Below are 13,421 nucleotides of genomic sequence, written 5' to 3' on the forward strand. Positions count from 1 at the left end.
GGACCGGCACGGTGCGGCGCGGAGCGGCGCGGAGCGGACCCGGCGGCTGCCCGGTTCGGGCGGCTTCGTATGATCCAGGGGGATGACGGACGCCCCCACCCCGGGCCGCCGCGCCCCGGACCCGCCGGCCGCCCACCTGCCGATCGCGCGGGCCTGCCGGGCGGTACCGCCCTCCCCGCCGTTCACCGCCGGACGGACGCATGCCCGCCGGCCCTGCCCCGAAGACGCCATCCCCCTTGAGCACCGACCAGATCGCCCCCGAGCACGAGCAGGCACAGCAGGCCCGGCCCCGTACGCCCGCGGCCGCGCCCGCGCGCAGCCGGATACCGTCGCGCCTGGTGGGGCGGGCCCCCGCTCCGGCGCCGGGCACCGTCCTGCACAGCGTCAGCGGTGCCACCGCCGTCATGCTGGGCCTGGTGGCCATCGGGGCCGCCCTCCACGAGCCCGTCCTGATACCCCCGCTGGCCGCGTCCGCGGCGATCGTGCACAGCGTGCCCGGCCTGCCGCTGGCCCAGCCCCGCAGTGTGATCGGCGGCCACCTGCTGTGCGCCGCCGTCGGCTACGCGGGGCTCGCCGCCTTCGGCAGCTCGCCCTGGGTGGCGGCCGTCGCGGCCGGGGCCGCGCTGGCGCTGATGACCCTGGCCAGGACCCCGCACTCCCCCGCCTGCGCCACCGCCGTCGTCATCGTCCTGCGGACGCCGGACCCGCGTACCTTCGTACCGCTCCTGGCCGGGGCGGCGGTGCTGATCGTCCTGGCGGGCTGCGCCCTCTCGCGCGCCCGCCGCACCGGCGGCCGTTACCCGCAGTACTGGTGGTGAGGCCCGGCCGCCGGGAGCCCCCGGGACGGGCCTAAGGTGTCCGCATGCCGAGCGTCCTGGTCGTGGAAGACGACCCCAGCATCCGACAGTCCCTGATCGAGGTCCTGACGGAACACGGCTATGCCGTACGCAGCGCCGCCGACGGGTTCGGCGCCCTGCGCGAGGTCACGCAGACGCCGGTCGACGCCGTGGTCCTGGACCTGGGGCTGCCCGACCTGGACGGAGGGGACGCGCTGCGCATGATCCGGGGCATATCCTCCGTGCCCGTCCTGGTGGCCACCGCGCGCGACGACGAGGCCGAGATCATCAAGATCCTCAACGCGGGCGCGGACGACTACCTCGTCAAGCCGTTCTCCGGCGGGCAGCTCGTCGCCCGCCTCTCCGCCGTCCTGCGGCGCACCAGCCACGTCCCGCCCGCCGGAGCCGCCGCCGCGGGCGCACCGGCCGCCGCGGCGGCCGACCCGCTCCGGGCCACCGTGGTGGGCGAGCTGGCGGTGGACCCGGGGGCTCGCACCGCCTACCTGGCAGGCCGGGAGCTGCGCCTGACCCGCCGGGAGTTCGACCTGCTGGCGTTCCTCGCCCACCACTCGGGGCAGGTCGTCTCCAAACGCCGGCTGCTGACCGAGGTCTGGCGGGAGCCGTACGTGGACGACCAGACCGTCGACGTGCACCTGTCGTCCCTGCGGCGCAAGCTCGGTGAACGCGCGGCGGCCCCGCGCTACCTGCTGACCGTCCGGGGCGTCGGTATCAAACTCGTGGCCCCGCGGTGAGGCGCTCCCTGGCCGGAGTGGCCCTGGCCGTGACCTCCATGGTCGCCCTCTCCTTCCTCATACCGCTGGCGATGCTGGTGATGTCGCTGGTCAGGGAGCAGGGCGTCAACGCCGCCGAGCAGCGGGCCGCCGCCCTGGCGCCCGTCCTCACGCTGACCACCGACCCGTACGCGCTGCGGGAGTCGGCCGCTAGCCTGGACGCGGCCGAGCACCTGGTCGTCCACCTGCCCGGCTCGGGGGCCCTCGGCACCTCCAAGGCCCCGGCGGCGCTGCTCCAACGGGCGCAGCAGGGCCGCGAGTCCATCTCCCAGGAGGTCCCCGCCGGGTGGATCTGCCTCCAGCCGGTGGTGCTCCCCGGCGACCAGGTCGCCGTCATCGAGAACTTCGTCCCGGAGGCGGAGCTCACCCGCGGGGTCAGGGAGTCGTGGGCGGTGATGCTCTTCCTCGCGGTGGGGCTGGTCGGCGGTTCCGTCCTGGTCGCCGACCGCCTCGGCGCGAAGGTCGTCCGGTCCTCGAAGCGGCTGGCGCAGGCGTCGCGGGCGCTGGGCCAGGGCGATCTGGACACGCGTGTGGAGCCCATGGGCCCGCGGGAGCTGCGTGACGCGGGTGTCGCCTTCAACGCGATGGCCCACCGGATGACCGAGCTGCTCGCCGTCGAACGCGAGCTGGTCGCCGACCTGTCCCACCGGCTGCGGACGCCGCTGACCGCCCTGCACCTGGCGTCGGAGCGGATGGCGGGCACGCCGGAGTCGGCCCGCGTGGAGGCGGCCGTCGGTGAGCTGGAGACGGAGCTGCAGGCGATCATCGCCGCGGCGCGCACCCCGCTGGCCGTGGGCCCCATGGGCCAGGGGCTGCTCGGTACGGAGCCGGCCGGGGGCAAGACGTCGGCCGCCGCGGGGGCGTCCGGCCCGCGCTGCGAGGCGGCGGACGTCGTACGCCGCCGTACGGCCTTCTGGTCGGTGCTGGCGGAACAGCAGGACCGCCGGTGCACCCTCGACCTGACCCAGGAGCCCACGGCCGTCAACCTCTCCGACGACGACATCGCCGCCGTCGTGGACGCGCTGATCGGCAACGTCTTCCGGCACACCGCTCCGGGGACCCCCTTCGGCGTCCAGGTGGTCCGTACGGCCCAGGCCGTGGAGCTCGTCGTGGAGGACGGCGGCCCCGGGATCCCCGAACCGGACCGGGCCCTGTCCCGCGGGAGCAGCACCGGGTCCACCGGACTGGGCCTGGACATCGCGCAGCGGGCGGCGACGGCCACGGGCGGCTCGATGCGCATCACCCGCGGCCCGCTGGGGGGCGCGCACATCACGGTGACGTTCGCGCTGGCCCCGTGCGCCCCGTCAGGCCGCAGGCTCCGCAGGCCGCGCGGCGCGGCGCGCCGCCGCCCGGTCTGGCCGCGCAGCCGCTGAGGGGGCCGGTCCCGTTACGAGGCGTCCTTGGCGGCGCCCTTGAGTTTGCGCCAGACCCTGCCCAGGGCCTCCAGGTCGTCGGTGTCGAGGAGATCGGTGAAGGTTGGGGCGAGGGCCTCGCGGCGGGTCGTGTCGGCCTCGGCGAAGAGGGTGCGTCCGGCCGCGGTGAGGGAGACCTCCACCGAGCGGGCGTCGCGTGCCGAGGGGGTGCGGGTCACCACTCCCCGGCTCTGCAGGGCGTCCACGACCCGGGAGACCTGGCTGCGGCTGAGCAGGGTGCTGTTGCCGAGGACGGAGGCGGGCACCGGCTCGGGGCTGGACGCCAGCCACAGCATGACCTCGAACCAGGACACGGGCAGGTCGTGGGCCTTGACCAGGGCCTTGTCCACGCGGTCCGTCATCGTCGTGCCGGCCCAGACCAGCCCGTAGAAGGCGTAGTCGGCCGCCGGCATCTCGGCTTCTGTGAGCTTCTTCGGCATGTCCCCCAGTCTAGGGTTTGCGTGCACACGCACATAACTTTAAAGTGTGTGTGCACGCACATAAACCCGAGCCTCCAGAGGTCCCCCCATGTCCACTCCCCCCACCACCTCCGCCGCGACCGCCGCCGACGCCCCCGTCCGCACCGTCCTGATCACCGGTACCTCCTCCGGGATCGGCCTGGCCGCCGCCGTCGCCGCGGCCCGCGCCGGCTGGCGTACGGTGGCCACGCTGCGGGACACCACCCGGGCCGGCGCCCTGCGGGAAGCCGCCGCCGAGGCGGGCGTCGAGATCGACATCCGCCGCCTCGACGTCGTCGACGAGGCGTCCGTCACCGCCGCCGTGGAGGGCGTGATCGCCGACTACGGCCGCCTGGACGCGGTCGTCAACAACGCCGGCGCCGGACACCTCGGCACGCTGGAGCTGGAGACCGTGGCGGACGTCCGCGAGGTCATGGAGGTCAACTTCTTCGGCGTGCTGAACGTCTCCAAGGCGGCACTCCCCCACCTCCGGGCCACCGGTGGCCGTCTGGTCACCGTCACCAGCGTCGGCGGCGTCATCGGCCAGCCCTTCAACGAGGCCTACTGCGCGGCCAAGTTCGCGGTGGAGGGGTACATGGAGAGCCTGGCGCCGGTGGCGAGGACGCTCGGCGTGAGCGTGTCCGTCGTCGAGCCGGGCGCGGTGGCGACCGAGTTCGTCAACAACATCGGGCTGGACTTCGAGGCCCGGATCTCCGCGGCCGGACCGTACGCCGACGCGCTGCGGACCTACATCGACCGCACGGTGAGCCAGTTCACCGAGGGCGCGGCCCAGACGCCGGCCGGTGCGGCCGAGGCGGTCATGGAGGCGCTGACCGCCGACCGCCCCGCCTTCCGCCTCCAGACCACCGAGTGGGCCCGCGACTTCGCCGGGGCCAAACTGGCGGATCTGGACGGCGCGGCCGTCCTCGGCATGACGGGGGCCTGGGTCGCGGCCTGACGGGCGCCGGAGCGCAGGACATGTGCCGCGTCCGCGGCGGGGCCATCATGGGAGGAGGCCGGCCGGGCACCCGCCCGGCCTCCGGAGCGCCGCGCGGCGGCGCGTCCCCGTCGGGAGGTGAGCCGCGGCCATGGACGAATCGCGCAAGGCCTGGATCTCGGTCGGCGTCGTCCTCACCGTCATCCTGCTGAACCTCGCCGCCATCATCCTCATGAACACGGTCGGCCTGTGACCGTGTGGCGACCGGTCGGCCTGCGACCGTGCGAAGGCCTCCCATGGCCCCGTCCGGCACGGGGTCGATCAGAGGTACGGGTCGAAGGGGATGCCCGCGGGCTTGGCCTCCGCCAGGTGGGAGGTGAAGGATCCGTCCTTCAGGCCGAAGTGCGCGCTGCCGAAGTCGGCCTGGCTGAGCTTGTCCCGGAGCCCGGCCGGGTACCCCGACCAGCCGACGAGTACGGGGTACTGCCAGGTGCCGCGGTGGTTCTCCGGGGGTTCGTCGTTGGTGTTCGCCGCGCGGAAGCAGTGCGTGCCGATGCCGTCCTTGTGGTAGACGATCTTGGGATGGGTGCCGTCCCAGCGGATCCGGTCGCGCGCGTGGATCTCGAAGTCGCCGTGCGCGGAGGTGGCGACGTACTTCGCCTCGCCGCCCTGGATCCAGACCACCACGTGCTCCCAGTCGTGGCGGTGGCCGCCGAGGCTGATGCCGGGGATCGCCTGGTCCTTCTCGAAGTAGAGCGCGTAGACCACGGCGCACCAGCCGTTGTTGCACTTCCAGCGTGAGTATCCGTTGGTGTTGGCGAGGTCCGAGGCGTCCCGGCAGTTGCCATTGAGGGCTCCGGTGGGCTTGAGCCCTCCGTTCAGCACGCCGGTCGGGCCGATGGCGGGCGTCGGGTAGCAGCCGTCGGTGTCGTAGTCGTAGGCGGGCTGGAAGGTCCGCTCGATCTCCTCGGCCTGGCCGGGCAGCGCCGGGGGCGGGGCCGCGAAGGCCACCTGCGGGACGCCGACGACGAGCGCGAGGGTGGCACCGGCGACGACGAGGGATCTCCGGATGCGACGGTTGCTCCGCACAACAGGCCTCCTGGCCGGTCGGGTTCGGGGGTGGCGGGCCGGAGACGGCCACCGCCGACCGACACGCCCGGAGCATCATTCGCGAACCAGGTCGACACGGCAAGGGTCCGCGCAGCGTCTGCTTTATGCGCGGCGGCTTCGAACTCCCCTTAGACAACGGAGAGTTGATGAAATGTCAGACATCGGGGCGGGCGGGGAGCGGGGCCGCGGTCACACGCGCAGGAGGAGCAGCGCGATGTCGTCCGTGTGCACGGAGGCCGCGCCCGTGCCGTACAGGATCGCCTCGATGAGGTCGTCCGGATCCGCCCCGTCGTGTTCGGCGAGGACCGCGGCGACGTCGTCGGTGCCGCGCTCGGCGTCGACGCCGACCGCTGTGGGCTTCTCGACCAGCCCGTCGGTGTAGAGGGTCAGCAGGGTCCCCGGGGCCAGCTCCAGGCGGGTTTCGGGGCAGGGGGCGTCGGCGCTGATGCCCAGCAGCGGGCAGGGGTCGAGGTCCACGCGGCGCGGCCGGGTCCCCGGGGCGTGTACCAGGGGCGGCGGATGCCCGGCGCTCGCCAGGGTCGCGCACCGGCCGGCGAGGTCGATGTGGACGTAGAGGCAGGACACGAGCAGTTCGGTGTCCAGACCCGCCAGGAGGCGGCCGGTGCGGGCGAGGACCGCTCCGGGCGGGGCGCCCGCGGCGGCGCGGATGGCGGTGCGGACCTGCCCCATGAGGGCGGCGGCGGCGACGTTGTGCCCCTGGACGTCGCCGATGACGGCCGCGACGGTGGTGGAGTCCAGCGGGACGACGTCGTAGAAGTCGCCTCCGATGTCCATGCCGTGGCCCGCGGGCAGATAGCGGGCGGCGGCCCGCAGGCCCGGCACCGAGGGAAGGCTGTGCGGGAGGAGGGCCTGCTGGAGACCGTGGGCGAGGTCGTGCGCCGCGTCGTGCAGCCGGGCCCGGTCCAGGGCCTGGGCGATCAGCCCGGCCAGGGAGGTGAGGACGGCTCGCTCGTCCGCGGTGAAGTCGTGCGGCCGGTCGTAGGAGAGGATGCAGCAGCCCACCGGGCGGCCGGAAACGGTCAGCGGCAGGAACGCCCAGGCCTGTTTGCCGCTGATCTGTGCCGCGCCGGGGTGCGCGCGGGACATCGCCTCGGGGTCGCCGAAGAACGCGGGGACGCCGTCGGCCAGTACCTGCCCGGCGGGGGTCAGCCCGGTGCCCAGGGGCAGGCCGTCGAGCCGTTCAATGGTCGCCGGGTCGTATCCGTGATATCCGGTGATCTTGAGGCGTCCCGCGTCGGCGGCCGACAGGACGAGGGCGTCGGCTCCGAACGCGGGCAGGACCTGGTGGGCGACCAGCTCGACGACGTCGCGGACGGTGACGGTCTCGGTCATGGCGGCGGCGAGGTGCAGCAGCTGGTGGATCCGGCCGGTGTGCGGCACGGACCGGCCGGCCGGCAGACCGGACGGGACCGTCTCGACGTGCCGGGCGGGGCGGGTGACGCGGACGCTGATACCGCTGGAGTCCGGGTAGAGCTGGAAGCGCAGCGCGATGTCCGGCGGGCGCAGGGCCGTGAACTCGACGGGCTCGCGACTGAGTACGGCGGACCGGTAGCGGTCCTCGACCAGGGGTGCGTCCAGCCAGGGCAGGGACTGCCAGGGCCAGGTGCCCAGCAGCCGGCCGCCGGTGCGGCCGAGCAGGTCCGCGGCGGTGCCGTCCACGAAGGTGATCCGGCCCTCCAGGTCCAGGGCGAGGGCGCCCTCGGGCAGGCGTTCGGCCCAGTCGGCGGCGGCCTGCGCCGGCCCGCCGCCGTACGCGCGGGGCGGGGTGACGGGGACGACGCGGGGCCGGTCGGGCACCGCGGGCATGCCGCCGGCCTCGTCCAGCATCCGGGCGATACGTCGGGCCGCGGAGGCCACGTGGTGCTGTTCGCGCGGGCTCGCGGCGCGGGCGTGGCCGGCGGGCCACAGCAGGGACAGGGCGCCGTGGACGCCACGGCGGCCCCGCAGCGGCGCGGCGGCCAGGCAGAACTCGTAGGGCAGGCTGACCGCTGCCTGCGGGTAGTCGTGGGCCAGCTCTTCCTGCGAGCCGATCCACACCAGCCGGTCCTCGCGCACGGCGTCGCTCACGGGGGTGGAGGCGGCCGCGGGGATCCGGTACCAGGGCCACGCCACCTCGGCTGGTACGCCGCACAGCACGGCGAGCGCGAGGAGGCCGCGCTGCGGACCGTCCCAGAGGTGGAGCCCGCCGGCGGACGCCCCCGTCCGCCGGACCGTCTCGGTCAGCGCCTCGTCGAGCAGCCGGGAGCCGGCCGCCCGGTCCGTTCCCGAGCCGGCGCCGGAGCCGATGACGGGGCCCGCATCGGCGCTCGCGCGCGAACCGGCCCCGCCTCCGGGTCCGGCTCCGGCTCCGGACAGGCGCTCATCGCCGCCGCTCACGGCCCACCTCCCGCCACAGCCCGCCGCCCGGGTCCGCGCCGGCGGTCCGTCAGGAGCCGGAGGGGTCCGCCGCGGACGCACCCTCCGCGGACGGTTCCGCGCCGAACTCCTTGACGAAGGCGGTGCAGAAGGCGTCCAGGTCGTCCGGCCGACGGCTGGTGACGAGCGTGCCGGGCGCCGCCCGGCACACCCGTACCTCTTCGTCCACCCAGGTGGCACCGGCGTTGCGCAGGTCGGTGGCGAGGCTCGGCCAGGACGTCACCGTCCGGTCCCGCACCACGTCCGCCTCGACGAGCGTCCATGCGGCGTGGCAGATCGCCGCCACCGGCCGGCCGGCGCGGAAGAAGCCCCGGACGAAGTCGACCGCGCCCTCGTCCATGCGCAGGGCGTCGGGGTTGGCGACACCGCCCGGCAGCACCAGGGCGTCGAAGTCGTCCGGTCCGGCGGCGCCGACCACGTCGTCGACCGGGAAGGTGTCCGCCTTGTCGAGGTGGTGGAAAGCCTGGATCCGGCCGCTCTCCGTCGACACGAGGCGCGGCTGCCAGCCCTGGTCGGCCACGGCCTGCCACGGCCGCTCCAGCTCGATCTGCTCGACGCCTTCCGGCGCCACGAGGAAAGCCACCTTCATCGTCGTCACGTCCCTTCCACGGTCGGATCGCGGACGTCCTCCTTCCCGGCCCGCCCGCGCACTGCGCCTGCCCCTTCGGACGGGGGGCAAACGGCCGGACCGCCCCGGCCGGCCGTATGATCGGGGACGCGTCGGCCCCGGCCGTGACCCCGTTGACGAGACAGGCGAGGACGTGCGCGTGTACAGGACCGTCACCGAGCTCGCGGACGGCCGCGAGCTCATCTACTACGACAGCGAACCCGGCCGGGACCGGGCGGCCGAGGACCGGCGCCCGCTGGAGCGGGTCGAGAGCGCCCCCGAACTGCGCCGGGACCCGGCCACGGGCGACTGGGTCACCATCGCCGCCCACCGGCAGTCCCGGACCCACCACCCGCCGGCGGACGCCTGCCCGCTCTGCCCCTCCCGGGACGGCCGGCAGAGCGAGATCCCGGCATCCGACTACGAGGTGGCCGTCTTCGAGAACCGCTTCCCGTCCCTCGCCGGGGAAGCCGGCCGCTGCGAGGTGGTGTGCTTCACCCAGGAGCACGGCGCGGCCTTCGCCGGCCTCACGCCGCAGCGGGCCCGGCTGGTCCTGGACGCCTGGACCGACCGCACCGCCGACCTGTCCGCCCGACCCGGCGTACGGCAGGTGTACTGCTTCGAGAACCGCGGCACGGAGATCGGCGTCACGCTGGCCCACCCGCACGGCCAGATCTACGCCTTCTCCACCACCACCCCGCGCACCGCCAAGCACCTGGCCGCCGCGGCCGCGCACCGCGCCCGTACCGGACGCAACCTCTTCGAGGACATCCTCGCCGAGGCCCGCGCGGCCACCGAGCGCGTGGTCCTGGCCGGGGAGCACTGGACCGCCTTCGTCCCGTACGCGGCACGCTGGCCGTACGAGGTCCACCTCCACCCGCACCGCAGGGTCGCCGACCTGACGGGGCTGGACGAGGCGGAGCGCGCCGAGTTCCCGGGCCTCTACCTGGACCTGCTGCGGCGCTTCGACCGGCTGTTCGGGGCGGCGGCCGGGCCCACCCCGTACATCGCGGCCTGGCATCAGGCTCCGCTCCTCGGGGGCGGGGAACTGGCGCTGCACCTGGAGCTGTTCACGATCCGGCGCAGCGCCGACAAGCTCAAGTACACGGCCGGGACCGAGGCCGGGATGGACGCCTTCATGAACGACGTGGCGCCCGAGGCGGCGGCGCGGCGGCTGCGGGAGGCCCTGTGACCGGGCCCGCGGCGGAGGCCGCGGCCGTGCGCCGGCAGTTCGAGCGGATCCACGGCCGTGCACCGGAGGGGGTCTGGGCCGCCCCGGGCCGGGTCAACCTGATCGGGGAGCACACCGACTACAACGACGGCTTCGCCCTCCCGATGGCGTTGCCGCAGACCACCGTGCTGGCGGCCGGCCGACGCGACGACGGGCTGCTGCGCCTGCACAGCGCCCAGGGCGACGGCCGGGTCACCGAGCTCGCGGTGGCGGACCTCGCCCCCGGCCGGGTGTCCGGCTGGGCCCGCTACCCGGCCGGGGTGGTCTGGGCGCTGCGGGAGCGGGGCCTGCCCGTCGGCGGCGCCGACGTGCACCTGGACAGCACCGTGCCGGCGGGCGCCGGCCTGTCCTCCTCCGCGGCACTGGAGTGCGCGCTCGCCGTCGCGTACGACGAGCTGTACGCGCTGCGGCTGCCGCGGCCGGAGCTGGCGCGCGTGGCGCAGCACGCCGAGAACGCCTTCGCCGGGGTGCCCTGCGGGGTGATGGACCAGATGGCGTCGGTCTGCTGCGCGTCGGGCCGGGCCCTGTACCTCGACAGTCGCAGCCTGGCGGTGCGGCAGGTGCCCTTCGACCTCACCGGGCGCGGGTTGCGCCTGCTGGTGCTCGACACCCGGGTGGCGCACGACCTCGCCGACGGGGCGTACGCGGCGCTGCGGGCGGGGTGCGAGCGGGCTGCGGGGCTGCTGGGGCTGGCCGCGCTGCGGGACCTCTCCGAGGCGGAGCTGGCCGGCGCCCTCGCCGGGCTGCCTCGGGACCTCGCGCCGCTGGTCCGGCACGTGGTCACCGAGAACGCCCGGGTCGGCCGGGCCGTCGAACGCCTCACGGCCGGTGAACCGGAGGCGCTGGGGCCGCTGTTGACGGCGGGCCACGCCTCCCTGCGGGACGACTACCGCGTCTCGTGCCCGGAGGCCGACCTGGCGGTGGAGTCGGCTGTCGCCGCCGGCGCCCTCGGTGCCCGGATGACCGGCGGCGGCTTCGGCGGGTCCGTGCTCGCCCTGGTCCCGGCCGCGGCGGCCGGATCGGTGGCGCGGGCCGTCACGGCCGCTTTCGCGGCGGCCGGCTTCGCGCCGCCGGCCGTGCTGGAGGCGGTGCCGTCGGCGGGGGCCCGCCGCATCGGCTGACGGGGCTTTCGGCCTTCCCCTTCCCGCGCCGTCCCGTCGTGCTCCGCGGCGACGGCGGAGGCGGAGAGCAGGGTCGCACCGGCGAGCCCGCCCCAGAGGGCGCCCGGGCCGTGGGGTGCGAGTGCGGTGATGACGGCCGGGGAGACGGCGAGGCCGAAGCCCGTGGAGAGTTCGAAGCGGGCGAGGACGCGGCCGAGGGCGTGGGCCGGGGCGAGGGCGGTGACCAGTGCGGTGGCGCTGCCGGCGTAGAGGATCTCGCCGAGGGTGCAGACGACGGACACCGCGGCGACGGCCGGCGCGGCCCAGCCCGGTCCGAGCCCGGTGGCGGCGAGGAAGCCCAGGTAGGACGCGGCGAGCAGCACTCCTGCAGCGGCCATCACGGTGCGCCGGGGGTAGCGGGACATCAGGACGGTGACCGGGACCTGGAGGGTGACCACGAGCACCGTGTTGGCCACGAAGACGGCCGCCGACCACACCGGTGAGGCGTGCAGCTGCGTCACCAGCACCAGGGGGAGGGCGATTTCGGGGACGTTGAGGCAGAAGACGTAGACCACGTTGGCGGCCAGGAGGGCGCGCGTCCGGGGAGCGGGCCCCGCCTCCGTCCCGTCCTCGGCGGGGGCGGCGGCCGGGCGCGCCCGCAGGCGGACCGACCACGCCAGGAGAGCCGCCGTGAGGTAGGCGGTACCGGTGGCGACCGCCATCGCGCGCAGGGCGGTGGCGCCGCCCGCCAGGCAGGCGGTGGCGAGGAGCGCGCCGGCGCCGAGGCCGGCGTTGCGCAGGGCGCGGGCCGCCGCGAGGGCGGTGTCGCGTTCCCGGCCGCGGGCGACGGTGGCCACGACGGCCGCGTGGGCGGCGGGCCACGCCTGGTTGCCGGCGCCGAGGAGGAGCGCCGCCGCCGCGAACAGCCAGAGGTGTCCGGCCGGGGTGGCCAGCAGCAGTGCCACGCCCAGGGCCCGTACCAGCATCGACGCCGCCACTACCGTGCTGCGTGCGCCCCGGTCCAGCCAGCGGCCCACCGCGGGCATGCACGCCAGGCCGACGACGATGCCCGCCGTCATGGCGATGCCGGTGGCCGGTGCGGACAGCCGCAGCACCATCACCCCGTAGAGCAGCAGGAAGGGCCGTAGCAGGCCGGTGCCGAGGGCGTCCACGGCCAGGGCGACGGCGTAGCGGGGGCCTCCGCAGGCGCGGACGAGGGCGCGCGGCCGGATCGTGGTGAGGGTTTCCATGGCGTCAACGTGCGCGCGGGTGCCGGGCCGGGCACGCGGGTTGACGGAGTTCGTCAACCCGGTGCCGGGGTGGGCCGTGCGGTCGGCGATGCTGGGCGGGTGACGTTGAGGATCGACATCGGCGGGCTGCCGTCCGGGCGGCTGCGGTTCGCCGCTTCTCCGCTGGCCGAACTGACCGCGATGCTGCACGTGCTGGCGGAGCCGGGGCATCATCCGCAGTTCGCCGACTGGGCCGGGGAGGTCTGGGCCGGGCTGCGGCCGGAGCTGGCGGAGCGGCTGCGGGAGGCGGATTTCCTCTGGCGTTCCTCGCAGGCCGACTTCCTGCTTCCCGCCCGGCCCCGGCAGACCCTGGCGGAGGAGTTGGACGCGGTGGACCGGATCGACGACGAGCCGTACGTGACCGCGGCGCTCGTCACCACCTGCGGCAGCAGCCGGGTCGGGTTCGGGGCGCCGTCACCGCTGGCCGACGCGGCCGCGCGGGAGCGCGCCCTGGATCTGGCGCAGGCCCGCGGCGTACGCCAGGAGGCCTTCGCGGAACGCCTGTTGGCGGATCCGGCCGCCGTACGGGCGCGGGTACGAGCCACCCTCGAACAGTGCGCCGAGGCCTTCTTCGACGCCGCCTGGGCGGATGTCGCCGTACGCCTCGCCGCCGACCTCCGCGTGAAGAACGACCTGTTGAGGCGCGAGGGTGCCGGTGCGGCGCTCGCGGCCGTGTCCGGCGCCGTCTCGCTGGCCCCGGGCGGCGACTGCATCGTCGTGGACAAGCTGTTGGACAAGGCGACGGCCGCCCACGGCAGCGGAGTCACCTTCATACCCAGCGTCTTCGGCAGCCCCCACCTGGCGGTGGTGCACGCGCCCGGATGGCAGCCGGTGGTGCAGTACCCGGTGGCCGGGCCGAGCCCGGCGGAGCCGGTGTCGCTGGAGACGGTCACCCTGCGGCTGGAAGCGCTGTCGCATCCCGTACGGCTGCGGCTCCTGCGCACCCTGGCCCGCGGCCCGCACACCACCCGGGAGCTGGCCCATGCCTGGGAACTGTCACCGCCGGAGGTATCCCGCCACCTCACCGTGCTGCGCCGCGCCGGTCTGCTCACGGCCCGGCGGCGCGGCCGGTACGTCCGCTACACCCTCAACCTGCCCGACCTGACGGCGCTGGGTGCCGACCTGCTGGCGGCGGTACTGCGCTGAGCGGCAGTGGACGGCCCCGTGTGCTGCGGGTCACATGGGGTCCCCTGTCACAGCGGAGGAGGCACCGG

11 protein-coding genes and 1 pseudogene are annotated in these 13,421 nt (G+C 75.3%); 7 read left to right on the forward strand and 5 right to left on the reverse strand.

The window, feature by feature from the left end; genetic code table 11:
• Positions 1-236: 236 nt before the first annotated feature.
• From BSL84_RS04510 to BSL84_RS04520, 3 genes are read left to right on the forward strand one after another with little or no spacing between them, the layout of a single operon-like run.
• On the forward strand, positions 237-818 hold the full coding sequence (locus tag BSL84_RS04510; protein WP_234363410.1) for an HPP family protein: 582 nt from the start codon (positions 237-239) through the stop codon (positions 816-818).
• 44 nt (positions 819-862) lie between these two features.
• Positions 863-1,588 (forward strand): response regulator transcription factor, encoded by a 726-nt coding sequence (locus BSL84_RS04515; protein ID WP_045320934.1) that lies wholly within the window; start codon positions 863-865, stop codon positions 1,586-1,588.
• The gene (locus BSL84_RS04520; protein ID WP_075969861.1) at positions 1,585-3,000 is read left to right on the forward strand and encodes a HAMP domain-containing sensor histidine kinase; all 1,416 of its coding nucleotides are present in this window, start codon (positions 1,585-1,587) and stop codon (positions 2,998-3,000) included. Before BSL84_RS04515 ends, BSL84_RS04520 begins: the two co-directional genes overlap by 4 nt.
• A gap of 14 nt (positions 3,001-3,014) precedes the next feature.
• Here the strand turns inward: BSL84_RS04520 and BSL84_RS04525 are convergent, their stop codons facing one another.
• Positions 3,015-3,479 carry a MarR family winged helix-turn-helix transcriptional regulator gene (locus BSL84_RS04525; RefSeq protein ID WP_075969862.1) on the reverse strand — a complete coding sequence of 155 codons (465 nt, stop codon included), beginning with the start codon at positions 3,477-3,479 and terminating at the stop codon, positions 3,015-3,017.
• A gap of 88 nt (positions 3,480-3,567) precedes the next feature.
• On the opposite strand from BSL84_RS04525, the gene BSL84_RS04530 reads away from it, so the two are divergent.
• A complete protein-coding gene (locus BSL84_RS04530; RefSeq protein WP_075969863.1) occupies positions 3,568-4,455 on the forward strand; it encodes an SDR family oxidoreductase in 888 nt (295 codons plus the stop codon).
• Positions 4,456-4,755: 300 nt separating this feature from the next.
• Here BSL84_RS04530 and BSL84_RS04535 read toward each other — a convergent pair whose 3' ends face one another.
• The 3 genes from BSL84_RS04535 to BSL84_RS04545 form a co-directional block, all read right to left on the reverse strand.
• Entirely contained in the window at positions 4,756-5,523 is a 768-nt protein-coding gene (locus BSL84_RS04535; protein WP_030029253.1) for an NPP1 family protein, read from the reverse strand.
• A gap of 210 nt (positions 5,524-5,733) precedes the next feature.
• A complete protein-coding gene (locus BSL84_RS04540) occupies positions 5,734-7,803 on the reverse strand; it encodes a SpoIIE family protein phosphatase (protein WP_051873222.1) in 2,070 nt (689 codons plus the stop codon).
• A gap of 187 nt (positions 7,804-7,990) precedes the next feature.
• Positions 7,991-8,569, reverse strand: coding sequence for a type 1 glutamine amidotransferase domain-containing protein (locus tag BSL84_RS04545; RefSeq protein WP_030032491.1), 579 nt, complete (start codon positions 8,567-8,569; stop codon positions 7,991-7,993).
• Between the two features lie 178 nt (positions 8,570-8,747).
• Here BSL84_RS04545 and galT point away from each other — a divergent pair, with 178 nt between their 5' ends.
• Together galT and galK are read left to right on the forward strand one after the other, a co-directional pair.
• The gene (galT, locus tag BSL84_RS04550; RefSeq protein WP_045320937.1) at positions 8,748-9,779 is read left to right on the forward strand and encodes a galactose-1-phosphate uridylyltransferase; all 1,032 of its coding nucleotides are present in this window, start codon (positions 8,748-8,750) and stop codon (positions 9,777-9,779) included.
• On the forward strand, positions 9,776-10,939 hold the full coding sequence (gene galK, locus BSL84_RS04555; protein WP_075969864.1) for a galactokinase: 1,164 nt from the start codon (positions 9,776-9,778) through the stop codon (positions 10,937-10,939). Before galT ends, galK begins: the two co-directional genes overlap by 4 nt.
• Positions 10,940-10,974: 35 nt before the next feature.
• Here the strand turns inward: galK and BSL84_RS04560 are convergent.
• A pseudogene (locus tag BSL84_RS04560) lies at positions 10,975-12,168 on the reverse strand (MFS transporter); the annotation flags it as partial.
• A gap of 99 nt (positions 12,169-12,267) precedes the next feature.
• On the opposite strand from BSL84_RS04560, the gene BSL84_RS04565 reads away from it, so the two are divergent.
• Positions 12,268-13,353: a helix-turn-helix domain-containing protein gene (locus tag BSL84_RS04565; protein ID WP_030031653.1), complete on the forward strand. Its 1,086-nt coding sequence runs from the start codon at positions 12,268-12,270 to the stop codon at positions 13,351-13,353.
• Positions 13,354-13,421 lie beyond the last annotated feature (68 nt).

Origin of the sequence: Streptomyces sp. TN58 (assembly GCF_001941845.1) — a bacterium.
Lineage (GTDB): Bacteria > Actinomycetota > Actinomycetes > Streptomycetales > Streptomycetaceae > Streptomyces.

Bases quoted from the DNA above. Each gene is read 5' to 3' on its own strand.
- BSL84_RS04515 (WP_045320934.1), top strand. From the start codon at position 863: ATGCCGAGCGTCCTGGTCGTGGAAGACGACCCCAGCATCCGACAGTCC.
- BSL84_RS04525 (WP_075969862.1), bottom strand. From the start codon at position 3,479: ATGCCGAAGAAGCTCACAGAAGCCGAGATGCCGGCGGCCGACTACGCC.
- BSL84_RS04530 (WP_075969863.1), top strand. From the start codon at position 3,568: ATGTCCACTCCCCCCACCACCTCCGCCGCGACCGCCGCCGACGCCCCC.
- BSL84_RS04545 (WP_030032491.1), bottom strand. From the start codon at position 8,569: ATGAAGGTGGCTTTCCTCGTGGCGCCGGAAGGCGTCGAGCAGATCGAG.